This window comes from Achromobacter sp. Marseille-Q4954 (assembly GCF_943737025.1).
GTDB classification, from domain to species: Bacteria; Pseudomonadota; Gammaproteobacteria; order Burkholderiales; family Burkholderiaceae_B; genus Achromobacter; species Achromobacter bronchisepticus_A.
Genome location: NZ_CALSFQ010000002.1, coordinates 21,333 through 44,418, shown reverse-complemented (window position 1 = coordinate 44,418; position 23,086 = coordinate 21,333). Strand labels below are relative to the sequence as shown.

Here is a 23,086-nt window from a genome sequence, read left to right as displayed (position 1 = left end):
TACCGGGCTGCTGAGCCGCTTGCGCTCTAAATCCTTGAAATAACTAGCAGTTATGAAATTCCCTGATGAAAACCCCATCAGGGAATTTACTTATGCGCTTTAATTATTTGCAAAGCGCATACTTGCCGGGCAAGAATTCGTCCTTGGCATAAATCAATTCAGATGGAACTTCGTCAACTCGAGGCCTTCGCGGCCGTCATGTCCACGGGCAGCGTCACTGCTGCCGGCCGGCTGTTGGGACGCTCCCAGCCGGCGATCAGCCGGTTGTTGCAGGAACTGGAAGCCGAGATCGGCTATCCCTTGTTTGCGCGCAGCGGCCCTCGCGTGACGCCCACCGAGCAGGGCTTCCTGCTGTATGACGATGTCGAGCGCGCGTTGGCGGGCATGCAGCAGATCCGCAGCCGCGCCGATGAAATCGCCCGCGGCCAGGCCCAGCCGCTGCTGATGGCCGCCACCTCCGCCCTGGCGGCGGGCCTGGTGCCCGACGCGCTTAAGCGCATCGAGGACCGGATCGGCGCCGCGCGCATCCAGTTGCGCAGCGCCTCGCCCGAGCGCGTGGTGCATGCCGTGCTGTCGGGCGCCGCGCAACTGGGCGCGACCAGCCTGCCGCTGGAGCATCGCGGCCTGACGGTGCACTGGATCGGGCAAGCGCCCTGTGTGGTCGCGCTGCCGGAAAACGATCCGCTGGCGCAACAAGCCGTGGTGCCCGTCGCCGCGCTGGCTGGACGCCGCATGATCACGATGGCCAATCCCTACCGCCTGCGCCGCCGCCTGGACGCCGCGCTGGCGCAGAACGCCCAGACGCTGGGCACCATGGAAACCAATTCGTCCGTCAACGCCCTGGCCGCCGTGCGCGCCGGACTGGGCGTGTCGGTGCTGGAACCGATCACCGCCTACGGCGCCCCCATGCCGGGCGTGGCGATCCGGCCCATCGACCTGGACATTCCCTTTTTCTTCGGGGTCATCACCCCGCAGTCGCAAACGCCGACGCCAGCCTGCCAGGCCATGGTCGACGCGCTGGCCCAAGCCGCCGCAGCCCTGCTGCCCGGCTTCGCCCTGCACGACGCCGCCGAACATTCGGCGCTGCTGCAGTCGATCTATGGCGACGACGCCCCTCTTACGGAATCCCCTGCTATATGAATCAGCCTGTAGCCACCCCGCCGCAAGGCCTAGCCGCGCTGGAAGCGCGCCTGCGGCAAGACCTGTCCTGGCTGGAAATCCCCGCCAAGAACTGGGTCACGCCGCGCCTCGTCGATGGCCAGCCCGTGCTGGATGTGGCCGTCGTCGGCGGCGGCATGGCCGGCCTGGCCGCGGCCGCCTCGCTCAAGCACCTGGGCATCAACGCCCCGATCTTCGACCAGGCGCCCGAAGGCTATGAAGGTCCCTGGGCCACCACCGCCCGCATGGAAACCCTGCGTTCGCCCAAGCAGCTGACCGGCCCCGCGCTGGGCCTGCCGGCGCTGACCTTCCGCGCCTGGTTCGAAGCCCAGTTCGGTTCCGAGGCCTGGGAAGCGCTGGACAAGATCCCGCGCCTGCAATGGATGGATTACCTGCGCTGGTACCGCCGCGCGCTGGAACTGGATGTGCGCAACGAACACCGCATCCTGGCCGTGCTGCCGCGCGCCGACCAGCTGGTGCAGCTGGACATCGAATCCCCCGCCGGACGCAGCACGGTGTTGGCGCGCCGCGTGGTGCTGGCCACCGGCCGCGACGGCCTGGGCGGCGCCTATGTGCCTGATTTTTCGAAGAAGCTGCCGCGCAACCGCTGGGCGCATTCGTCCGACGTGATGGACTACAACACCCTGGCCGGCAAGCGCGTGGGCGTGGTGGGCGCGGGTGCGTCGGCCATGGACAGCGCGGGCACCGCGCTGGAAGCCGGCGCCGCCAGCGTAGACCTGCTGATCCGCCGCAACGACATTCCGCGCATCAACAAGGGCAAGGGCGCGGGCAACCCCGGCCTGACCCACGGCCACCTGACCCTGCCCGACGAATGGAAGTGGAAGATCCGCCACTACATCAACGCCGCCCAGGTGCCGCCGCCGCGCGGCAGCACGCTGCGCGTCTCGCGCCACCCCAACGCCCGCTTTAATCTGGGCTGCGGCGTGCAGGACCTGGCGCTGGTCGGCGACGAGATCCACGTCACCACGCCCAAGGGCGTGTTCGTGCTGGACTTCCTGATCTTCTCCACGGGTTTCCGCATCGACTGGACCGTGCGTCCGGAGTTCGCCGCGCTGGCGCCGCACGTGCGCGCCTGGGGCGACCGCTACGTGCCGCCGGCCGGCGAAGAAGACCAGGAACTGCATGACTCGCCCGACCTGGGCGCGGTGTTCGAATTGCAGGAAAAGACCCCGGGCGCCTGTCCCGGCCTGGACCGCGTGCATTGCTTCTCCTATCCCGCGGCGCTGACGCAGGGCACGATCTCGGGCGACATCCCGGCCATCAGCGAAGGCGCCAAGCGCCTGGCGCAAGGCATCGCCGGCCTGTTCTATCGCGAGGACGTGGAGACGCACTACGCCAATATGGAAGCGTTCTCCGAACCCGAGGTGTTCGGTGACGAATGGACGCCGGTCCCGGCCCCGCAAGCGGAGACCGCGCAATGACGGGCTGGTTGCTGCGCCGCATCGCACAAGCCGCGGTGGTGGTCTTCCTGATGACGCTGATCGTCTTCGTGGGCCTGCATGCCATCGGCAATCCAGTGGACATCCTGATCGGCCAGGACGTGGACCAGGTGGACCGCGCCCGCATCATCGCCGAACTCGGCCTGGACAAGCCGCTGTGGGAACAGTACCTGGCGTTCCTGAACGGCGCCCTGCACGGCAATCTGGGCAACAGCTTCGTCTACAACATCCCTGCGGTCGAACTGGTGATCCAGCGCCTGCCGGCGACGTTCGAGCTGGCCATCGCCGCAATGATGCTGGCCGTGGTGGTGGGTCTGCCTCTGGGCCTGTACGCCGGTCTGTATCCGGATAGCCGTTTCGCCAAGATGATCATGGCGGGCAGCATCGTCGGCTTCTCGCTGCCGACGTTCTGGATCGCGCTGATGCTGATCATGACCTTCAGCGTGTCGCTGGGCTGGCTGCCGGCCAGCGGCCGCGGCGAAACCGTGGAGTTCCTGGGCTTCCAGTGGTCGTGGCTGACGGCCGACGGCTGGCGCCACCTGATCCTGCCGGCGTTCAACCTGTCGCTGTTCAAGATTTCGCTGGTGATCCGCCTGACCCGCGCCGGCGTGCGCGACGTGCTGCCGCTGGACTTCGTGAAGTTCGCGCGCGCCAAGGGCCTGTCGCCCATGCGCGTGGTCTGTGTGCACGTGCTGCGCAACACCATGATTCCGCTGGTGACGGTGCTGGGCCTGGAGCTGGGCTCCACCATCGCCTTCGCCGTGGTCACGGAAAGCATCTTCGCCTGGCCCGGCGCCGGCAAGCTGATCCTGGACAGCCTGAACGCGCTGGACCGCCCCGTCATCGTGGCCTACCTGATCGTGGTGGTGTGCCTGTTCGTGACCCTGAACCTGATCGTGGACATTCTTTATAAAGTGCTGGACCCGCGGGTGCGGCTGGAGGCCTCGGCATGAGCGCCGTATCTACCCCGAACCCTACCCCCGCGCTGCGCCGCGAATCGCCGTGGCGGCGCAACCTGGCCGAGTTCATGTCGTCCAAGACGGCGGTGCTGGGCCTGGCTGTCGCCACGCTGCTGATCCTGGCCGCCATCCTGGCGCCCTGGATCGCGCCGCAGAATCCGTATGACCTGCTGCAGATCGACGTGCTGGACGCGCGCCTGCCGCCGGGCAGCATGAACGGCCTGGACACCTTCCACTACTGGCTGGGCACCGACGGCCAGGGCCGCGACCTGCTCTCGGGCATTCTGTACGGCCTGCGCATCAGCCTGGTGGTGGGCGTGGGCTCGGCCCTCATCGCCGGCATCGTCGGCACGCTGCTGGGCCTCTTGGCCGCCTACGCCGGCGGCAAGGTCGACGCCCTGATCATGCGCCTGGTGGACCTGATCCTGTCGTTCCCGTCCATCCTGGTCGCCATGATGATCCTGGCCTACCTGGGCAAGGGCGTGGGCAACGTGGTGCTGACGCTGGTGATCCTGGAATGGGCCTACTACGCCCGCACCGCGCGCGGCCAGGCCCTGGTCGAGCGCCGCCGCGAATACGTGGAAGCCGCCCGCTGCCTGGACATCCCCAACTGGCGCATCATGTTGAAGCACATCCTGCCCAACTGCCTGCCGCCGCTGATCGTCATCGGCACTTTGCAGATCGCGCGCGCCATCACGCTGGAAGCGACCTTGAGCTTCCTGGGCCTGGGCGTGCCCGTAACCGAACCGTCGCTGGGGCTGCTGATCTCCAACGGCTTCCAGACCATGCTGTCCGGCGAATACTGGATCAGCTTCTACCCCGGCATCGCGCTCCTGATCACCATCGTGGCGATCAACCTGGTGGGCGACCGCCTGCGCGACGTGCTGAACCCGAGGACCCACAAATGAGCGCCGACCGCCATATTGCCGGCGCGCCGACGCTGGAGGTGCGCAACCTGCGCACCCACTTCCACACCCGCGCGGGCGTACTGCCCGCCGTGGACGACGTTTCCTTCACGCTGGAACGCGGCAAGATCCTGGGCCTGGTCGGCGAGTCCGGCTCGGGCAAGTCCGTCACGGGCTTCTCCATCATGGGCCTGGTCGACGCGCCGGGCCGCATCGTCGGCGGCGAAGTGCTGTTCCAGGGCCGCGACCTGACCAAGCTGGCGCCGCGCGAGCTGCGCAAGCTGCAGGGCAACCGCATCGCCATGATCTTCCAGGATCCGATGATGACGCTGAACCCCGTGCTGCGGGTCGATGCGCAAATGATCGAGACCGTGCGCGCCCACAACAAGATGAGCGTGGCGCAAGCCCGCGCCCTGTCGCGCGACACGCTGGGCATGATGGGCATCCCCAGCCCCGAAGAGCGGCTGCTGGCCTACCCGCATCAGCTGTCCGGCGGCATGCGCCAGCGCGTGGCCATTGCGATTGCCATGCTGCACCGGCCCGACCTGATCATCGCCGACGAGCCGACCACCGCGCTGGACGTCACCATCCAGGCGCAGATCCTGTCCGAAGTGCAGAAGCTTGCGCAGCAGCACGGCACCAGCCTGATCTGGATCACCCACGACCTGTCAGTGGTGGCCGGCCTGGCCGACGACGTGGCGGTGATGTACGCCGGCCGCATCGTCGAGCACGGCACCGTCGACGACGTGCTGGACCGTCCGCAGCACCCCTACACCGTGGGCCTGATCGACAGCCTGCCCAGCAACAACCGGCGCGGCCAACGCCTGCGCCAGATTCCCGGCATGACGCCCAACCTGCTCAACCTGCCCGCGGGCTGTGCCTTCGCGGCGCGCTGCTCGCGCGCCACCGCCGCCTGCGGCCAGCAGCCCGGCATCACCCAGGCCCTGCCTGAACACAAAGTGCGCTGCTTCCACCCCACGATCCAGACCAGCGAGGTAATGGCATGAGCGCGACCGCCCCTACCCCGCTGATTGATCTCAGCCAAGTCAGCAAGCGTTTCGGCGAACGCCCCACGGCCCCCGCGACGCGCGCCATGCAGCGCCTGGGCCTGTCCAAGCCGCCCGCCGTGACCCGCGCCGTCGACAACGTCGACCTGATCGTCAACCCCGGCGAAGTGGTCGGCCTGGTCGGCGAGTCCGGCTGCGGCAAGTCCACGCTGGGCCGCATCGCCGCGGGCCTCCTGACGCCGTCCGGCGGCGAGATCCGCATCAACGGCGTGCGCCCGGCCGACATGAACTCGGCCCAGGCCCATGCCGCGCGCCTGCAAGTGCAGATGATCTTCCAGGACCCCTACGCCAGCCTCAACCCGCGCCTGCGCGTGGACGAGATCGTGGGCGAAGCGGCCCGCATCCACGGCCTGGTCGGCAACGGCGACTTCGACGACTACGTCAGCGCCCAGCTGGAACGCGCCGGCCTGGACCCGGCGCTGCGCCAGCGCTATCCCCACCAGTTCAGCGGCGGCCAGCGCCAGCGCATCGGCATCGCCCGCGCCCTGGCCGTGCAGCCCACCATGCTGGTGTGCGACGAAGCCGTGGCCGCGCTGGACGTGTCGATCCAGGCGCAGATCCTGAACCTGTTCATGGACCTGCGCGAAGACCTGGGCTTGACCTATCTCTTCATCAGCCATGACCTGGGCGTGGTCGAGCACCTGTCCGACCGCGTCGTGATCATGTACCTGGGCCGCGTGGTGGAAACGGCCACGGTGGAAGAAGTCTTTCGCCACTCCAACCACCCGTACACGCAAGCCCTGCTGGCCGAGATTCCCAGCTTGAAGTCGCGCCACAAGACCTTCACCGCGATCAAGGGCGAGATTCCCAGCCCGCTGAATCCGCCCGGCGGCTGCCATTTCCATCCGCGCTGCCCGCATGCGATGCCGCGCTGCAAGACCGAGGTTCCCACCTTGAAGGGAATCGCCATCAACCACCTGAGCGCCTGTCACCTGAACGACATGGCGTGAACCCAGCCGCCGCGCCGCGGCGCCCGAATTAACCGCTAGTTCCCCCTATACCAAGGACCCCGAACATGAAACGCCTGATTCTCACCACCCTGACCGCCGCCATCCTCGGCGCTTCCGCCGCCGCCAGCGCGGACGACCTGTCCATCGGCTTCGCCGACCCGCTGTCGTCCCTGGACCCGCAGCTGAACAACCACGCCGGCGACCGCTCGGTGGCCCTGCACTTCTGGGACCTGCTGATCGAGAACAAGTGGAACAAGCTGCAGCCCGGCCTGGCCGTCAGCTGGAAGCCGCTGGACGACAAGACCTGGGAATTCAAGCTGCGCGAAGGCGTCAAGTGGCAGGACGGCACGCCCTTCACCGCCGACGACCTGATCTACTCCTACACCCGCGCGCGCGCCGTGCCGGGCAGCGTGGCCACCTACGCCGGCTACCTGCGCACCATCGACACGATGACCGCCAAGGATCCGCTGACGCTCATCGTCAAGACCAAGGCCCCCAACCCCGACCTGCCGCTGAACCTGGCCTCGGTGCACGTGGTCAGCAAGCACGTCGGTGAAAAGTCCACCACCGAGGACTACAACTCGGGCAAGGCCATGGTCGGCACCGGCCCCTACAAGTTCGTGTCCTACACCCCCGGCGACCGCGTCATCATGGAACGCAACGACGGCTACTGGGGCGACAAGCAGATCTGGGACAAGGTCAACTACCGCTACATCAACAACGCCGCCGCCCGCACCGCCGCGCTCTTGGCCGGCGACGTGGACGTGATCGACAAGGTCTCGGTGTCGGACCTGGCCAAGCTGCAAAAGGCCGCCAACGTGTCGGTCTACCCCTACGACGGCCTGCGCGTCATGCTGCTGCAGCCCAGCTTCAACCCCGCGCCCAACCAGTACATCACCGACAACAACGGCAAGCCGCTGGACAAGAACCCGCTGCTGGACGTGCGCGTGCGCCAGGCGCTGAACCTGGCCATCAACCGCAAGGCCATCGCCGACCGCATCCTGCAAGGCGCCGCCACCGAAGCCAACCAGTGGATGCCCAAGGGCACCATCGGCTACAACCCCGACGTCAAGGACATCCCCAACGACGTCGCGCAGGCCAAGAAGCTGCTGGCCGAAGCCGGCTACCCGGACGGCTTCAAGCTGACCATGCACGTGCCGAACGACCGCTACCCGCAAGGCCCGGAAACCGCCCAGGCCGTGGCGCAGTTCTGGACCCGCGCCGGCGTCAAGACCCAGGTGGAAGTGGTGCCATGGGCCGTGTACTCGGGCCGCGCCAACAAGAACGAATTCGCGGTCAGCATGCTGGCCTGGGGCAACGGCACCGGCGAAGGCAGCTACGCGCTGGTCAACATCCTGGCCACCGCCGACGCCAAGAAGGGCCTGGGCGCGTCCAACTGGGGCCGCTACAGCAACCCCAAGGTCGACGCCGCGCTGGAGCAATCCACCTCGGAATTCGACGTGGCCAAGCGTGAAGCCATCCTGCGCGACTCCGTCAAGATCGTGTACGACGACGTCGGCATCATCCCGCTGTTCCACTACAAGAACATCTGGGCCACCAAGAAGGGCCTGAAGGTCACCCCCATGACCAGCGACCGCACGGCCGCCATGATGGTGACGAAAGAATCGGGCAAGTAAGCCATGACGCCCACCCTAACCATCACCCCGGCCGTCGACCTGATCGACGTGCCGCGCCAGATCCGGGTCGAACACGTGGCGCCCGGCCAGACGGTGGAGATCACCGCCCTGACCCGCCGCAATGGCGTGCTCTGGCAAAGCCAGGCCGCCTTCGTGGCGGGCGCGGACGGCACGGTCGACCTGGGCCGCGACGCGCCCGTGTCCGGCGACTACGAAGGCGTGGCGCCCATGGGCCTGGTCTGGTCGCAGTCCCCCGTGGACTCGTCCAGCCGCGAGCACTTCAACCTCCCGGTGACCGAAGCCTTGGTCACCGACGTGGTGGCGCGCGCCGCGGGCTCGCAGGCCCAGGCCAGCTTCACCCAGCGCCTGGCGGCTGACGGCGTGACGCGCCAGGACGTGCGCGAGGAAGGCCTGGTCGGCACGCTGTACCTGCCGCCCGGCCCCGGCCCGTTCCCTGCCGTCATGATCCTGAACGGCTCCGGCGGCGGCATCAACGAACCGCGCGCGGCGCTGTATGCGTCGCGCGGCTACGCCGCCTTCGCGCTGGCCTACTTCAAGGCGCCCGGCCTGTCGGACTACATCTCCAACACCCCGCTGGAATACTTCCAGACCGGCCTGCGCTGGCTGCGCAAGACGGTAAGCCCCAAGCACGACTTCGTCGCCATCAGCGGCCAGTCGCGCGGCGGCGAACTGGTGCTGCTGTTGGGCGCCACCTTCCCCGAGGAAGTCTCGGCCGTGGTCGCCTACGTGCCCGGCGCCGTGGTCCACAGCGGCCAGAACGCCTGCGATCCCAAGATCGGCCGCGAAGGCCCCACGTGGCTGCTGGGCGGCAAGCCCATCCCCCACGTCTGGGAAAACAACCGCACCGCCACCTGGGCGCCCTTCGACGAAGGCCCCTCGCCGCACCGCCACGAAAAAGCCATCCTCACCGCCCTGCAAGACCCCGACGCCGTGGCCCGCGCCCGCATCAAGGTCGAAGACATCCAGGGTCCCGTCATGCTGTTGTCCGGCACCGACGACGGCTCCTGGCCGTCCAGCATCTATTCCAAGATGGTGCAGGACAAGCTGGCCGAGGTGAACCATCCCTACCCGGTCGAGTGGCTGGACTACGAGAACGGCGGGCACTCCATCCTGTTCCCCTACGTGCCCACCACCCAACTCGTCTACGCCCACCCCGTGTCCGGCAAGATCAGCACCAGCGGCGGCAACCCCAAGGACAACGCCCGCGCCGACCAGGAATCCTGGGAAGGCGTGAAGCGGTTCCTGGACGCGGCTGTCGCAGCGCGCGCCACCAAGTAAAGAATCAAGGAGATCCGCATGACTGAACCCATCGTCTACAACGTCACGGACGACCTCGTCGACCGCCTGATCGGCCTGGCCCCGGGCGCCAAGACCTACGAAGTGCGCCACTTCCGCGAGAAGGTCGCCGCCGCCACCCAAGGCAGCTACGATGCCCTGTTCGACCCCGCGCTGCCCGGCCTGTCCCTGGCCGAGCGCCTGCTGGTCGCGCTGTACGCCACCCGCATCACCCCGTCGCCGCTGCTGGCCGCTCACTACCGCGCGCGCCTGACCGACGCCGGCGCCACCCCGGCCGACATCGCCGTCGCCGAATCCGGCAAGCCGTCAGACGCCGCCACTCCGCGCCTGGCCGCCATCCTGGAATTCACGCGCAAGCTGATCGAAAAGCCCGTCGAAGGCGACGAAGCCGCGCTCAAGACCCTGCCCGCCGCCGGCGTCTCCACGCCCGCCGTGGTCACGCTGTCCCAGCTCGTTGCCTTCCTGTCCTACCAGGTCCGCCTGGTCGCCGGCCTGGAAGCCATGAAGGCCCTGGAAGCCGGCCCAGCGCGCCCCGCCAGCGTGCCGCCCGCGCCCTTCCCCGCCAACACCGCCGCCACCGCGCCCGGCGCAGTGATCAAGGCCCACGGCTTCACCAACGAATCGCTGGAATGGAAGGCCTGGCTCGACGTCGTCAACGTCGAAACCGCCACGCCCGAACAGGTGGCCGTCCTGGAAGAAAGCCACCCCAAGGCCAAGGTCTCGGACTACTACCTGTTCCTGGTGCATCAGCCGGAAATCCTGCGCCAGCGCTCGACGGCGTTCAACGCCATCATGTATGCGCCGGGCGGACTGTCGCGCGCGGAGCGTGAACTGGGTTCGACCTACGTGTCGCGTGTGAACGGCTGCGTGTATTGCGCGTCCGTGCATGCCCAGCGCTTCGAGCAGCTGGCCAAGCGCAATGAAGTTATTGCGCAGGTGTTCGAGGATCCCGCCACCGCTGGCACCACGGCGCGCGAACTCGCCATCGGCAAGTTCTCGATCCAGATCACCGAAGCGCCTGCCACGGTGAACGCCGACAGCATCCAGGCCCTGAAGGATGCTGGCTTGAACGAAGGGGAGATCCTGGATCTGCTGCATTCGGATGCGATCTTTGCTTGGGCGAATCGCCTGATGCTGAACCTGGGCGAGCCGGTTTTCCCGAAGGCTTGATCCTGCGGCGTCCAGCCGATTGCGTGCCGGACGCTTTGCCTGCGGCTTGTCATCGCCGACCAGTATCGGCGATGACAAGCCGCGATATCAACGCTGCCAGGTCAGCAGCTTGACGCCCGCAACGCCAAACACCACGGCCACCGTCCCTTCGATCCAGCGCCGCAGCCTGGCGTACAGCGCAATCATCGGCGCGGTCGAAAACGCGATGGCATAGCCGCCAAACACCATGACGCCCAGCAACGCGCAACCGCCGATGATCGCCGGCAAGGTGCCGTCAGACGCACTCTCCCCCAGCCCCAAGGACATGATCGCCATCCAGGCCAGCACCGCCTTCGGATTGCCGATGTGCATGAGCACGCCCTGGCGGTAGAGCACCCGATAGCGCGGCGTCGCACGGCCCGTTTTCACATTCACAAAGGCCGCGCCCGGCCTCAGCGCCGACCTGCCGGTGCGGAACGCCAGATAGAGCAGGTAGACGCCGCCCACCATCTTCATGATGTAAAGCGCCTGCGCGGAAGCCGCCAGCACGGCGGAAATGCCCGTCGCCGCCAGCGTCGCCCAGAATAGCGAGCCGGTAATCACGCCCGCCGCCAGCGCAAGCGCCGGCACACGGCCGTCACGCATCGCCGTGGCCATGATCGCCATATTGCTGGGTCCGGGACTGGCGGTGGCAATCAGATAAGTGCCGTACACAAGAGCGAGCTGACTCACGAGCATTTGCGTTTCTCCAGGGATGCCAGGACATGTCCAGCGTTACAGCGGGAGGTCCCCGCGATGGACGATATGGACCTTGTTGCCGTCGGGATCGCGCAGATACGCGCCGAAGTAGCCGTCACCGTAATGAGGACGCGCGCCCGGCGCACCTTCGTCCGTCCCGCCCTGCGCCAGACCGCCCGCATGGGCCATGCTCACGGCTTCCTGCGTAGGAGCCAGAAAAGCGACCATACTGCCATTACCCACCGTCGCCGGCTCGCCGTCGTAGGGCTTGTAGACGTAGAAGCGCGGCAGCAGCGCCTGGCCGGTCACCCAGCAAAGCGCCAAGGGCCCGCCATCCGGCGTGACAACGCGGCGCTTCAGTCCGAGCGGAAGCAGCACCGCGTCATAAAAACGGCCCGCGCGTTCAAGATCACGCGTCCCGACAGTGATGTGGCTGAACATTTGATGACTCTCCACGCGCCCGCCCTGATGGTCAGGCGCTTTCAGAAATGCATGACATGCCTCAATCGCATCGGGCATGTTACTCGCCTGCCAGATAATCTGGATCGCCAGATACCGCACAGTCCGCGGCCGGTTTTCCCGGTTCGCCAGCGTCGGCGGCGTTTTCGTTAAACTGACGCTTTCCGCCTACTCGTGCGCCCCGCCCATCGCGGGGCGCATTGCCTTACCCCATGTCCGACAAAACCCACGACATCCGCCCCGGCCAGTCGATCGAACTGCTCAAGGCCCTGCACATCCTGACCCGCGACGGCAAGATGAACCAGGACAGCCGCCGCAAACTCAAACAGGTCTACCACCTGTTCCAGTTCATCGAACCGCTGCTCAAAGACGTCCAACAACAACGCGGCGCCGTCACCCTCGCCGACCACGGCGCGGGCAAGTCGTACCTGGGCTTCATCCTCTACGACCTGTTCTTCAAGGAACAGCCCGAGGCGCTGAGGAACGGCTCCCACATCTACGGCATCGAAACCCGCGAAGAACTGGTGAAGTCGTCGGAAGAACTGGCCAAGCGGCTGGGTTTTGGCGGCATGTCGTTCCTGAACCTGTCGGTGGCCGATTCCATCACGTCGGACAAACTGCCCGCCACAATCGACGTCGTCACCGCCCTGCACGCCTGCAACACCGCCACCGACGACGCGATCCACTTCGCCTTGGAGAAGAAGGCCAAGTACATCGTCGTCGTCCCCTGCTGCCAGGCGGAAGTGGCTTCGGTGCTGCGCAAGAACAAGGCAAAGGCGCTGGCCGATCCGCTGGCTGAGATCTGGCGGCATCCGCTGCATACGCGGGAGTTTGGTAGCCAGATCACCAATGTGCTGCGGTGCTTGCAGCTGGAAGCGCATGGGTATCAAGTCAGCGTGACTGAGCTGGTGGGATGGGAGCATTCGATGAAGAATGAACTCATCATTGCGCAGTACAAAGATTTGCCGCGCAGGAAGGCGGCTGAGAGGCTGACGGAGATGCTGGATAGGATCGGGTTGCAGGAATTGAAGGATCGGTTTTTCCTGCGGGAGCCGACGACGGCGGCCTGAAAATCGGCCGCCATGTCCTGCTAGCGGGAAAAGCTCGATCCGCTGGATCAATGGCCAGAGCTACGGCGCAAGCGATCGGTTGAATTCTTGTTCAAGCGCTGCGCTTCGGATTCCGCGTAGTCTTCCTCGCCCTGTTCGTACTGCCCTTCATACATGCAGCTGCTGCGGTACCACGCGCACTCGCTGCCTATTGAACAACCCGACGTCAGCGCGGTGAGAAACAGGATGATGCTGCAGCGGCTTAAGGTTTGAATCGACATATCTCTCCCTGGTGATTGATAGCTAGTGTAGGAGATGGAGATGGCGAATTCGGGTGGAGTCGGAAACCGATACGTTTGATCACGAATGAATTGATCATTGGGCGGGAATCACGCTTTCCTCACGAAAGCGTGCTCAATTTGGCACGGGGCGGCCTTGATCCCGATGCCCAAGGCGGCCGATACTGGCCCCGCAATCCCACCAAGATCGCCCGGGTTGACAGCCGGAAAAGACAGGAACCGTGGCCGCTGCAATGGCTGCCGTGTCTCTTTTCATATCGTCAACACTGGAGCGCCTGATGGACAACCATCCCCTCACACACGACCGCTGGGCCACGCCGGATAATCCGGAGTTTGGCTCGGTACGGTTTGCTGATCTTCGGAAGATGGAGCGGGCTTGCCTAGGAATCTGGGCCATTGCCCGGATCGTGGGCAATAGTGCGAATGAACCGGAGAGTACAGGCGCGCAACCGCTAGATCCCTGGGTGGTTTCCAATTTGCTAGGCGGGATTGAGAGCCTCTGCGATCACGTGGTGGATCTTGTAGAAATGGCACTTGATGACGCACCGTTGGGCTTGGGCTCGCAGCTGAGGAAAATCCCGTTCATTAATCTGAACCGTTGACTCGAATTGGCATTGCTCGGATGCCAATTCGTCGTAGTGCTGCCGAAGTACTAGAAATGCGAAGGTCGGCATTCGGCCCGGAACGGTCTTGCGTTAACTACAGACTGAGGGCGGACTCAGCTTTCGATACGAGAACATCCACGGAAGTCCCTACATGTCGACATACGCGGGCAGCTATCTGCGTTCAGTCAGTGGTGAAGGGTATAGTCAATTTCCTTGGTGTTGAAATCTTCCAACACACCTCTGACCAAATCCATAGCATCAAAGCCAAAATTGATGATTCTTCTCGAATGCATATATTGAACATTCAGGTGAAGGATTTTGACTCGTTCCCCTGATGGCAGAACGATGTAGGTGGTTGGAGGGGTCAAAGTGACGATCAAGAGCGTGTCAATTTGCGATTCATCAAAAGGTACGTTTCGATCCAGCCATGTGACCATATCTACCGGAAAATGCGTTCCATCCTGAATCTGGGCTTCTCGAAGGTTCACAGATACTTGACTATCACCGTCCAAGCTGCGGATAGTTTCAGCGTCCTTCCCATCAATCTTGAGTGAGAAATCAAGATAGTCAGTCTTGTGGAACCTACCTTCGATTTCGGCCTTCTGAATGAATCCATCCCAGTCCGAGCCTTGTGGATTGCGCAGTCGCTTCAGGCTTATCCCGTAGAAATTGCACAGCTTCACTACGCCTTTTTGAAAGCCCACTGTGGTGAGCAGTACGCCCTGGCTGTTGGGAATGTCAGTAAGTAACCCCAGGAGGTTGCGAGCGTGGATGAGGTCGATTCTCAAACCATAGTATTTGCACTCCACCAGAACCTGATGCTCTGTGCCGTCTTTGAGGTAACGCCAATAAACGTCGATCTGGTGCGCTACGCCTGAACGCCCGGTGATCTGGACGTTGTGCAGCACTTCAATCGTCTGAACGTCATTTGTAGCCAGGATTGCTTGGTAGACCTTCTGAGCAACCTTCTCGTATTCGGTACTGTTCTGTACGTCGAGCATCTGAATATCCCGTATTGGAATGTGCACATTTTCCCGGAGATCCTGAACGGCGGCTTTGCAAAAAAAGAAAAAAGGTGTCAGACTACAATTCCACTTCTGAAAGTGTAGTCTGACACCATTCTTGTGCAGCTATTCCGGTAGGCCCCAATTCCTATCTGCGTCGTTCCGTCGGTTATCAGCAAACGGCGTGCGCTGTTTATGGACAACTTCGCCGCCATCGGGGCTTTTCCACCGCAACTCGACTGAATACCCACGTTTGGAACCGGAGTTGCTCTTGTACAGCTGCACCGTGCGCGACACCTCGAGACCGCCGATCTCCATCGTCTCATGCCCCATCTTGTTTTTCCCGTGAAAGAAGAAGAAGAAGAAGAAGTCGTTCACGAGCTCAGGCGTCAAAGCATCGGGGGATACGGCGGCCGGATCCGACAGCAGCGCCTGTTTCGCCTCTCGCTTTATCCGCGCGCGGGTGCGCTCGGCCTCATGCAACTCACGGAACCCCCGACCGTCCGCGGCATAGCCAACGAGCGCTTCAGCTGGCTCGCCCGGCGGGCCGCTCATCGGCAACACTCTATCCGCATACAGGCTCAAGAGAAGCTGGGCGCCCTGAGGACTCGTCTTGTAAGCGGAGAAATACTCCTCTTGCTTTACTTCCTCCAGCGCCGTAAGGAGAATCTGTTTGCCGCCGACGTCCACTGCAAGCGGCTCGCCGTCTGGATCGTAGCCGGGCTCACAACAAGGACTCAGCCCATCTTCAATCCACTCCCCAATCAGCTTCATCGCTGAGACCGGCTTGACGCCCGGAAGCATTTTTAGCGCGTCGCGTAGACGCATAATCTTGAACTCGGCTTGCATCACTGTCCTTTTGGCTCAATGTCAATCGACGCGGGGAGCGCTAGCCGGTCTACTTCTTCGGGGAAGCTTAAGGCCACGTATTGTCGGTAGGGATAGCGTTGCACTCGGCCACGGATCACCGTTGTGACGTGGCCAAGATCATGCTCTCCATCGAGTGGAAGCTCATCAACGTCTACCGGTATCGTCATCGACCCAATCCACGTACCAAGAATGCCGACCGTCACCAGCAGCATGCCGTCGTCACCTGGGACCATGATGATGGTGGCTCCCTCCGTGCGTTTGCAAAGCTCCTGGTTCACCGAATCATCAATGTCCCACCACGCCTGCTTCGGAATCAACTCCCAGTTGCCACGCGCCATGCACTGGTCGAGCGCCAACTCCAGGTCCGAAAACGAGCTCACGTTCATGAACCGGCGCGCCGCGTCATGGTCAGCATGGTGGCGAAAACACTCTCCATAAACAGAGTAGCCGGCGGACAGTAGAACCTTCGCCACAAATCGAACACGCACGATCATATTCAGGTGCAACTGGAATCTCAAACTTTGACCCACCGCTTCTTGCTCGCCCAGCACACGTCTCTCTCTGGCGTCCCAAACCTTCAGCGGGTTCTTCCCGTTGAACTGGATCTGCGCAGGCCGTCCATCAACACCATAGCTGGCCACGCGTGCCGTAGGCTGAGGAATCTTCCCGCTGTGGCCCTTGACTGCAAACTCACGCCGACGAATCTGGATACCTAGTTCATTGGCTAATACGCCGTCAACCTTTCGGCCAAGTAAGGTATTCATACTGCGATCTACCGGTATCGTTAGCTCATCGCATCCGCCCAGCGCAAGTGGAATAATGTGTTCTGGGCTGCAATTTCCAATTGGAAGAACGGAGCCGGTGTACGGGCACCAGAGCTGATTGCCTGGCAGAAGGCGGTTCACCGTCGGGGCTCCTCGTCGCTCCCCTCGCCCTTGGGCTTCACTCCTGCAGGAATAGTGGGCCGCCCCTTGTATCCGTTGCGTGCATTCATCGGCACGTGAATCTGTTGTTTGGGCGCGGCACGCTCGCCGTTCAACTCAACGCCACTCCCTTCGGCCTGCATCCGGACATAGCCGCGCAGCATCTTCTCGTTGAACGTGTACCAGCCGGCGCGACCATCCATTGACTTCAAAATGGAGCCAAAGCTGGGCTGCTTGAGCTGACGCAGCCGCTCGCCGAACTTCGGACGAGAAAGGGTCACGGGCTCCATGCGCCTCTGGCAAATCATTTCGTAGGAGACCTCAGTGTCAGACTACAATTTCAGAAGCGAAATTGTAGTCTGACACTTCTATTTTCGTGGAGGAAGAGAACTTTGGCCCAGATTTTTCGGAAGCGCTTTGCTGAACTTGAGCAGCAACTCACACAGATAGAAGCGACAAAGAGAACGCAGCACAGCGAATACTCAGGATACTACGAAGCCGTAGACGATGAGCTGCTGCTCAATTGGTGCGTCAAAACGCGTAATCTTCTGTCCAATACCTGCGGCAGGGAGTCAGAACACTTTCTTTCCTTTGTCGAGGCGGAGAAGCCACAGGCATACCTTCACAACGATTACACAATAAAACGAGTAAAGGCGGTATTTCTGGCGGCCAAAGAGGATTTTGAAGGTGGCTACCTAGCATCAATTCGCCACCTCGTACAAGCGGAACTTTTTGATAGTGAATTAGAGCAAGCAAATGAGCTCTTGTCTTCAGGCTATCACACGGCTGCTGCGGTTGTGGCCGGTGTGGTTCTTGAGACTACGCTCAGAGATCTGTGCACCCAACTGGGGCTTCCCGTTGGAAAAATGGACAAGATGAACGCTGATCTTGCAAAGGCAGGAAAGTACAACTTGCTCGTTCAGAAGCGAATTACGGCATTAGCAGGCGTGCGAAACAGCGCTGCACACGGTAACGCTGATGAGTTCACTAAAGAAGATGTTCATTCAATGATCATGGAGGTTGAGCGATTCATCGCAGGTGCGCTTTCGTACGCTTGAACGTGCTGAGCCTTAGCATCCAGTGACGGGGGCCTCTTGAGAGCTATTTCGTTCAGGTCTTAGCTTTCTTCTCGCTGTGCACGAACCAGTCGGTCGCGCAACCGTGTCGGCCATCCTAAGGCGGGCGTTAGTGAAAAAATGCAGACTTACAACCCTTTTCATACGTAGAGTTTTGAGCATCAACGGAGACGGTCTATGCAGTGCATTTTCTGCGCCTGCGACTCGACAAAATCTCGTAGTGTCGAGCACATCATGCCGGAATCTATCGGAAGCAAGAAGCGAATCTTGCCTCCTGGCGTTGTCTGTGACAAATGCAATAACTATTTTGCGCGAAAGGTCGAACAACCAATCCTGAGCCATTCATGGATGAGAAATGTGCGCGCTTGGCAACAGGTTCCCAACAAAAAAAGAACGTATCCGTCTATGGTCGGGCATATCGCTGGCACAGACATCGCCGTGAATTTTCGTCGCGGCCCAACCGGGCAGTTTCAACTTAATCCTGAGAAAAAAAGTGACGAATTGGCGCTTTCCGAAGTCATAGCCGATGGGTTTGAGAAGCCACTTATTTTTGCAATAGAAGACAATCCTCCCGAAAGGGAGATGTCAAGGTTCCTCTGCAAGATGGCCTACGAATCAGTTGCAGAGATCTTCTGTAAAGACCCACAGGGTGCATCACATCTGTGTAATGAGCCATTCTTCGATAACGTCCGGAAGTACGCTAGATATGGCAATAATTTTCAAAAATGGCCTTACTCACAGCGTCGTGTTTTTCCACACGACACTCTGATGCGGCATCCGGTGACGAACGAGTGGGTTCACGCTGGTTTTGGCTGTGGACTCTTCTCGACCAAGCGATTGGAAACCCTATTCGGCTTCCTCTTTTATGGCATCGAGTTCGTTATTAACGTGGGAGGCCCTTCTATCGTTGGCTACAACGAGTGGCTCAATGATCATGGCGGTATTAGCCCGATGGTCGAGCGCCTTGGATGCCACCTAGAGGTTGGGGCTAATGGTAAGCACTATCTTCATGGGAGTTTTAAAGTAGCAAACGGGATCGAGTTCGATAAAAGACACAGGAATTTTCCTTGCGAAGCGTCAAGCACTGATATTTAATTGTCAGTTCGACGCGGAGGGCCCGCAAAAGGTACCAGACGACATTCTTTCTGAATCAAATGGTGTCATGAATCAAATGGTGTCAGACTACAATTTGACTAGCCAAATTGTAGTCTGACACCATTTGTTTAAATTCCGTGAATGTGCCTCTTGATAATTCGTTGAACATCGTGTCCTTGTCAACAACGTGGAATTCATCAATGTACGCATTGAACAGCAATTCCGTGCGATCAGAGTCTAGGTTGAACATAAGTGGACATCGTGAAATAACGTGAGACTGACCGCCTGCTGAGAGACCACGCTGACTGGCAGTTATCGACCCGTCACGGCCATTCGGCATGGATTCATTTATGTGGCGGCTTCCCTCCAACAATCGGATATTGGGAGCGATCCTTTAGCCTACTCGCTCAGGCTCTCCAATGCTCTTCAACAGAGCGTTATATTGCACCTTGTCTGCAGCATAAATCTTGTCCAAGACATAGTTAGCTACCTTGGCGATCTCAGGAATTTCCACGGGCTTAAAGCCTCGATCTGGGACGGCCTCCAGGTGCGAAAACTCGTTGTTAAGCCGATTGACCAGTGCAACTGCAGTATCTTCCTCTTCCCCAAAAAATTTCTTGATCCGTTCAAAGGCGTCGTTTCTATCATCATGATAGGGATACTTGAAGAACAAAAAGGCTTCTAGAAATTTTCGCAGGTTGTTGCCAAAGCCGAAAAATGGTTCATGGCTATCTGCGGCGGCAGCTTGATCTTTACACTTGTAGATTTGATGGAAGAGGTAGTGAAACTCAGTTATGTAATCTTTGAGATAAGACGGCATGAGCAAGATGTTGCTTGAAGCGCCGTTGCGCTCGATCATGAAATGCTCGTGGTCATCGGCACTTTTCGTCTTGCCTTCACCAGCAGGGATTTTCTTCTTCGGAATGGACAGGCGCTTGAGGTACTTCAGGAAGTCCAGATTATGGGTGGAGATAAAAAGCTGCTTGTAGCGGTAGGCGTTTGAACCGTCAGCATTCTTGATCGGCTTGGCAATCAAGCTCTCAATCAGGCTGAACATGAAGAAGATATGGTTTCCGTCTAGGCTAGAAATTGGATCATCAATGTAGATAATCAGTTCTTTGCCTTTGCTCTCAGGGTCTTCTAGCTTGGCAATGAAATAGCAGAAGGCAATCAGGCTGCACTCGCCTTCGCTGAGGTTGTACGCGGCCTTGCCGTTTCGCGTGATTTCAAACTTGACCGTGGCTTTGTCTGCGCCGTCGCGGGCTTCAAGCTTGATACCGTCATGGCCGAAGAAGTTGTTGAGCAGAGAGTTGACGCGCTCGGCCCCCTTCCGTTCATCCTTTTGCTTGGCTCTCAAATTTTGAACTTCTGCTTCCGCGTCACGGATTTCTTTTTCCGCGTCCGTATGAGCCGTGCCTGCCGTGTCGGCGCCGGTCTTGAGGGTAGCTATGCGGGCAACCTCCTTGTCATAGGTGACAGCATCAGCAAACGCGAGCACGTCAGCCAGGCGAAGTGCATCTATGGCAGCAGTCTTGTCTTTTTCCAGGGTCCTCGTCTTGCCGTTGCTCGTGACGATCAGCGCATTGATGTCCTGAACATGCTTCTCGATCTCCTTGGCGTCATGGGAAGGGGGCTTCAGAAGCACGAGCTGGAACAGGTTGTTCTTGCGAGTCTCAAGCGACTTCTTCAGGAATTCCAAGTCCTTTTTGTAGACACCAAGTGCTTCCGACAGTGCCTTGCTGCTCGCTTCAAACGCGGTACGCTCATCCGCATAAAACTGAGCACCTGTAAAGGTATTGAGTCCAGCAATGGACTTGATCTCGTCCGTGACTGACGCTATGGCAGCATCCAAGGCGGTTTCCAGGTCGCCCGACTCTTTGCTGAAGTGCTGGTCCAGCACCTGCCAAATGTCGTGCGGCAAGTCCTGTCGGCAGAAAGCACAGGTGTCTCGTTTGTCCCGGTGGTGTCCGATACCTTGCTTGACCCAAAGCTGCAAAGCGCTGTCCTTGAGCAACTCTTCAATCGCTTTGGTAGGCGTTATCTCCTTGGATAGAAGAGGTTCAGCAGTGGCCTTCAGCGACTCCAGCTTGAGGGTGATGGCCAGAGTGCCTTCGATGTCAGGTAGGGCTTCCTGCTTGAGCAAGGTGAGTTTGCTTGCTTGTTCCTCAGGAGTCAGGGCGATGAAGCCGGGCTTACTGGTGGAAGCAATGTCGCGTTTGATGTGGTCGATGGTGTAGACGGGCACGCGGTACAGGGGATTCTTCTTGATCTTCTCAGCGGCATGTGAGCGCAGCTTCTGTTCCAAGCCGTTCAAAGCCGTGCTGTGGGCTGTCTTGGTGCGATCGCGCTCTCTCTTCTTGGCCTCCAGGTCAAAGCGCAGTCCAGCCTTGCCCTCCACACTACCAAGCTTGGCCTCGATGGCAGCAATGGCGTCGTCAATCTCCTTGTTCTGCTCACCGACGATGGCGAAGGTCTTGATAACACCTCCGATCTCCTGATTGACCAGGAAGCTCAAGTTGTCGGTCACGAAGTCGCGGTTGTAGACCCGCACGTCATAGTTGTGCGTCAGCAGGTCAGCATCGGTGACCGCACCTTTCTCACCAGTCGCGGTGAAGGACGAGCCAATATAGTTCAGGGGGAGCTTGCGCGTTTCCAGCGCACGAAAAACACGAGAGAGAGTCGTCTTGCCAGAGTAGTTGCGTCCATAGAGGATGTTCAGACGCTGGAAGAGCTTGACGTTTTTGCCGCTGTCCCGAACGGTCTTTTTCCACTCCAGACCTTGGAAGCTACCAAAGCTTGCTATGTCTATCTGATTAATCACCGACTCAGTCCTCCTATAGCGGCCCTCAGGCTGTTCGAAACAGAATGTTGCTTCAGTCTACAAGGCTCCCTTTGTCCAAGACAATTCCTTTCCGACCAAAGAGGGTTTTCCTTCGATAATCGAGTGGCCGGCTACAGATTGGAGCCGACGCCTGGACGTTTCACCGACGACACACCTGAACGGCGGGTTGTGGCCACGAGCCGCCGTTAGTGATGGGCCGCTAGCGACCCTGCGAAAAATGGTGTCAGACTACAATTCTCTCGCCAGATGACAGCCAAACACCATTTCTCCCACGCGCAAAAGGCGGTAACCATGCCAAAGTTCATAACCATCGGATATGGCGATCAAGAGGGCTACGATCGTACGCCCGCAGCCATCCGAAATGCAGCGCATGCGCACGACGCAGAACTGCAAAAAGACGGCGTGTTGATGGGCATTGCAGGCAAGCCAGTGCAAGTGCGTAACCCTGAAGCCACCGGGATCGAAACAACGCCCGGCCCACTCATGAGATCCCCCTTGCCCGTAGCCGGCTTCGCCATCATCGAAGCCGCCGACATGGCCGAAGCTATAGCGATGGTGTCGCAAACGCCCTGCGCCGTCGCGCACGGGGTCGTTGAGGTGTGGCCTCTGGAACAGCCGTAACGGCACCTCTCATTTGCACCGTAGGTTTATGTCTTGCAAGAACAAGAGAATGACAGCCCGGCTGCCTATCCCCTACCCTGCATTCACAAATGCCGATGGCTGCAAACCATAACCACCCCTGTCAGCCCCTCGATCAGCCCGGCCAGCCCCCTCGCGCTGCCGTCATCCAGCCATTCCGTCCGAACCAGCCGAAACCCCATCGCCAAGCTGTACTGCCAATCCAGCTCCAATATCCGGTAATCGCGCCCATTCTCCGCGCAATGCCACTGCGCCGCCGGATCCTCGTAAGCCGCCCCAATAAAATCGACATGCGTGTCAAACGGCGGCAAAGATTCCAGCAGTTCATCTGACCCCGGCAAGCTAGGCTCGGACAGATTCTCCCCCACCGCCACATGCGGCTCAGGACCGTCATAAGCCAGCAGCATCAACGGAAAATTCTTGGGATCTGCATCATAAGAAGCCCGCGTGTCGTCAGTCAGATACGCACGAGCCGCCGGCCCCAGGCAGTACTGCGGGCTGTTCCAGTCGCTGCTCTCGTTATCCGCATACCGATCGCCCGGCGTAATACCGTGCTCAGCCAGCAACGCCCTGGCCTCTTCCATCGTGTCGTTATGGCGTATCGGTATCTCCGCCGGCAGATACCCCGCCCCCACGTACATGGCGATCACATCACCCGTGGTGCGCAGGCCTTCTTGATACTGGTACGAACCTTCGTTCAGGCTCGCCAGATCGAAGCTCAGATTCAACAGGGCGCGATACGGAACACCGTCTCCGCGCGGTTCCATCACATATCCGCCTTCCAGCAGTTTGATTTCCAGCGCCCGCCAATCAGGCGGCGGCAAATGCATGTCGCGGGGGCACAGAAACTGGTGGTGTTCAGACATGGGCGGGACTCACTCTGCT

Annotated in this window: 23 protein-coding genes; 14 read left to right on the top strand and 9 right to left on the bottom strand. The window is 60.8% G+C overall.

Translation table 11 applies throughout. The annotated features are described in order from the left end of the window. Positions 1–162 precede the first annotated feature (162 nt). The 9 genes from NGK62_RS18235 to NGK62_RS18195 all read left to right on the top strand — a co-directional run bounded on the left by NGK62_RS18235 (position 163) and on the right by NGK62_RS18195 (position 10,623). Positions 163–1,140 (top strand): LysR family transcriptional regulator, encoded by a 978-nt coding sequence (locus NGK62_RS18235; protein ID WP_059373239.1) that lies wholly within the window; start codon positions 163–165, stop codon positions 1,138–1,140. Next, positions 1,137–2,600 carry a SidA/IucD/PvdA family monooxygenase gene (locus NGK62_RS18230; protein WP_251879703.1) on the top strand — a complete coding sequence of 488 codons (1,464 nt, stop codon included), beginning with the start codon at positions 1,137–1,139 and terminating at the stop codon, positions 2,598–2,600. The genes NGK62_RS18235 and NGK62_RS18230 overlap by 4 nt, the downstream gene beginning before the upstream one ends. After that, the gene (locus tag NGK62_RS18225) at positions 2,597–3,571 is read left to right on the top strand and encodes an ABC transporter permease (protein ID WP_054456315.1); all 975 of its coding nucleotides are present in this window, start codon (positions 2,597–2,599) and stop codon (positions 3,569–3,571) included. The genes NGK62_RS18230 and NGK62_RS18225 overlap by 4 nt, the downstream gene beginning before the upstream one ends. Then, positions 3,568–4,485: an ABC transporter permease gene (locus tag NGK62_RS18220; RefSeq protein WP_059373243.1), complete on the top strand. Its 918-nt coding sequence runs from the start codon at positions 3,568–3,570 to the stop codon at positions 4,483–4,485. The genes NGK62_RS18225 and NGK62_RS18220 overlap by 4 nt, the downstream gene beginning before the upstream one ends. After that, positions 4,482–5,489, top strand: coding sequence for an ABC transporter ATP-binding protein (locus NGK62_RS18215; RefSeq protein WP_251879702.1), 1,008 nt, complete (start codon positions 4,482–4,484; stop codon positions 5,487–5,489). The genes NGK62_RS18220 and NGK62_RS18215 overlap by 4 nt, the downstream gene beginning before the upstream one ends. Beyond that, on the top strand, positions 5,486–6,499 hold the full coding sequence (locus NGK62_RS18210; protein ID WP_251879701.1) for an ABC transporter ATP-binding protein: 1,014 nt from the start codon (positions 5,486–5,488) through the stop codon (positions 6,497–6,499). Before NGK62_RS18215 ends, NGK62_RS18210 begins: the two co-directional genes overlap by 4 nt. Before the next feature lie 65 nt (positions 6,500–6,564). Then, positions 6,565–8,136, top strand: a complete 1,572-nt coding sequence (locus NGK62_RS18205) for an ABC transporter substrate-binding protein (protein WP_054456311.1) — start codon at positions 6,565–6,567, stop codon at positions 8,134–8,136. 3 nt (positions 8,137–8,139) lie between these two features. Continuing rightward, a complete protein-coding gene (locus NGK62_RS18200; RefSeq protein WP_251879700.1) occupies positions 8,140–9,435 on the top strand; it encodes an acyl-CoA thioesterase/bile acid-CoA:amino acid N-acyltransferase family protein in 1,296 nt (431 codons plus the stop codon). Between the two features lie 18 nt (positions 9,436–9,453). Then, entirely contained in the window at positions 9,454–10,623 is a 1,170-nt protein-coding gene (locus NGK62_RS18195) for a CMD domain protein (RefSeq protein ID WP_251879699.1), read from the top strand. 87 nt (positions 10,624–10,710) lie between these two features. On the opposite strand, the gene NGK62_RS18190 is transcribed toward NGK62_RS18195, so the two are convergent. Both NGK62_RS18190 and NGK62_RS18185 read right to left on the bottom strand, forming a co-directional pair. Continuing rightward, positions 10,711–11,340 carry a LysE family translocator gene (locus NGK62_RS18190; RefSeq protein WP_251879698.1) on the bottom strand — a complete coding sequence of 210 codons (630 nt, stop codon included), beginning with the start codon at positions 11,338–11,340 and terminating at the stop codon, positions 10,711–10,713. Positions 11,341–11,376: 36 nt separating this feature from the next. Next, entirely contained in the window at positions 11,377–11,781 is a 405-nt protein-coding gene (locus NGK62_RS18185; protein ID WP_251880901.1) for a VOC family protein, read from the bottom strand. Between the two features lie 230 nt (positions 11,782–12,011). On the opposite strand from NGK62_RS18185, the gene NGK62_RS18180 reads away from it, so the two are divergent. Then, positions 12,012–12,869, top strand: a complete 858-nt coding sequence (locus tag NGK62_RS18180) for a class I SAM-dependent methyltransferase (RefSeq protein ID WP_251879697.1) — start codon at positions 12,012–12,014, stop codon at positions 12,867–12,869. Positions 12,870–12,916: 47 nt separating this feature from the next. Here NGK62_RS18180 and NGK62_RS18175 read toward each other — a convergent pair whose 3' ends face one another. Next, positions 12,917–13,129 (bottom strand): hypothetical protein, encoded by a 213-nt coding sequence (locus NGK62_RS18175; protein ID WP_251879696.1) that lies wholly within the window; start codon positions 13,127–13,129, stop codon positions 12,917–12,919. Between the two features lie 296 nt (positions 13,130–13,425). On the opposite strand from NGK62_RS18175, the gene NGK62_RS18170 reads away from it, so the two are divergent. After that, complete coding sequence (locus NGK62_RS18170) at positions 13,426–13,749, top strand: hypothetical protein (RefSeq protein WP_251879695.1); 324 nt, start codon at positions 13,426–13,428, stop codon at positions 13,747–13,749. A 188-nt stretch (positions 13,750–13,937) separates the two neighbouring features. On the opposite strand, the gene NGK62_RS18165 is transcribed toward NGK62_RS18170, so the two are convergent. The 4 genes from NGK62_RS18165 to NGK62_RS18150 form a co-directional block, all read right to left on the bottom strand. Next, positions 13,938–14,753 (bottom strand): restriction endonuclease, encoded by an 816-nt coding sequence (locus NGK62_RS18165; RefSeq protein ID WP_251879694.1) that lies wholly within the window; start codon positions 14,751–14,753, stop codon positions 13,938–13,940. A 129-nt stretch (positions 14,754–14,882) separates the two neighbouring features. Beyond that, on the bottom strand, positions 14,883–15,605 hold the full coding sequence (locus tag NGK62_RS18160; RefSeq protein ID WP_251879693.1) for a hypothetical protein: 723 nt from the start codon (positions 15,603–15,605) through the stop codon (positions 14,883–14,885). After that, positions 15,605–16,531 carry a hypothetical protein gene (locus NGK62_RS18155; RefSeq protein WP_251879692.1) on the bottom strand — a complete coding sequence of 309 codons (927 nt, stop codon included), beginning with the start codon at positions 16,529–16,531 and terminating at the stop codon, positions 15,605–15,607. Before NGK62_RS18155 ends, NGK62_RS18160 begins: the two co-directional genes overlap by 1 nt. Continuing rightward, positions 16,528–16,839, bottom strand: coding sequence for a hypothetical protein (locus NGK62_RS18150; protein WP_251879691.1), 312 nt, complete (start codon positions 16,837–16,839; stop codon positions 16,528–16,530). The genes NGK62_RS18155 and NGK62_RS18150 overlap by 4 nt, the downstream gene beginning before the upstream one ends. 102 nt (positions 16,840–16,941) lie before the next feature. Here NGK62_RS18150 and NGK62_RS18145 point away from each other — a divergent pair, with 102 nt between their 5' ends. Together NGK62_RS18145 and NGK62_RS18140 are read left to right on the top strand one after the other, a co-directional pair. Next, a complete protein-coding gene (locus tag NGK62_RS18145) occupies positions 16,942–17,607 on the top strand; it encodes a DUF4145 domain-containing protein (protein ID WP_251879690.1) in 666 nt (221 codons plus the stop codon). Positions 17,608–17,802: 195 nt separating this feature from the next. Further along, positions 17,803–18,720: an HNH endonuclease gene (locus NGK62_RS18140; protein WP_286012431.1), complete on the top strand. Its 918-nt coding sequence runs from the start codon at positions 17,803–17,805 to the stop codon at positions 18,718–18,720. Positions 18,721–19,114: 394 nt separating this feature from the next. Here the strand turns inward: NGK62_RS18140 and NGK62_RS18135 are convergent, their stop codons facing one another. Then, on the bottom strand, positions 19,115–21,541 hold the full coding sequence (locus NGK62_RS18135) for an AAA family ATPase (RefSeq protein ID WP_251879688.1): 2,427 nt from the start codon (positions 21,539–21,541) through the stop codon (positions 19,115–19,117). A gap of 312 nt (positions 21,542–21,853) precedes the next feature. On the opposite strand from NGK62_RS18135, the gene NGK62_RS18130 reads away from it, so the two are divergent. Then, positions 21,854–22,183 carry a YciI family protein gene (locus NGK62_RS18130; protein WP_251879687.1) on the top strand — a complete coding sequence of 110 codons (330 nt, stop codon included), beginning with the start codon at positions 21,854–21,856 and terminating at the stop codon, positions 22,181–22,183. An 83-nt stretch (positions 22,184–22,266) separates the two neighbouring features. Here the strand turns inward: NGK62_RS18130 and NGK62_RS18125 are convergent, their stop codons facing one another. After that, positions 22,267–23,067, bottom strand: a complete 801-nt coding sequence (locus tag NGK62_RS18125; RefSeq protein WP_251879686.1) for a hypothetical protein — start codon at positions 23,065–23,067, stop codon at positions 22,267–22,269. Positions 23,068–23,086: the final 19 nt, after the last annotated feature.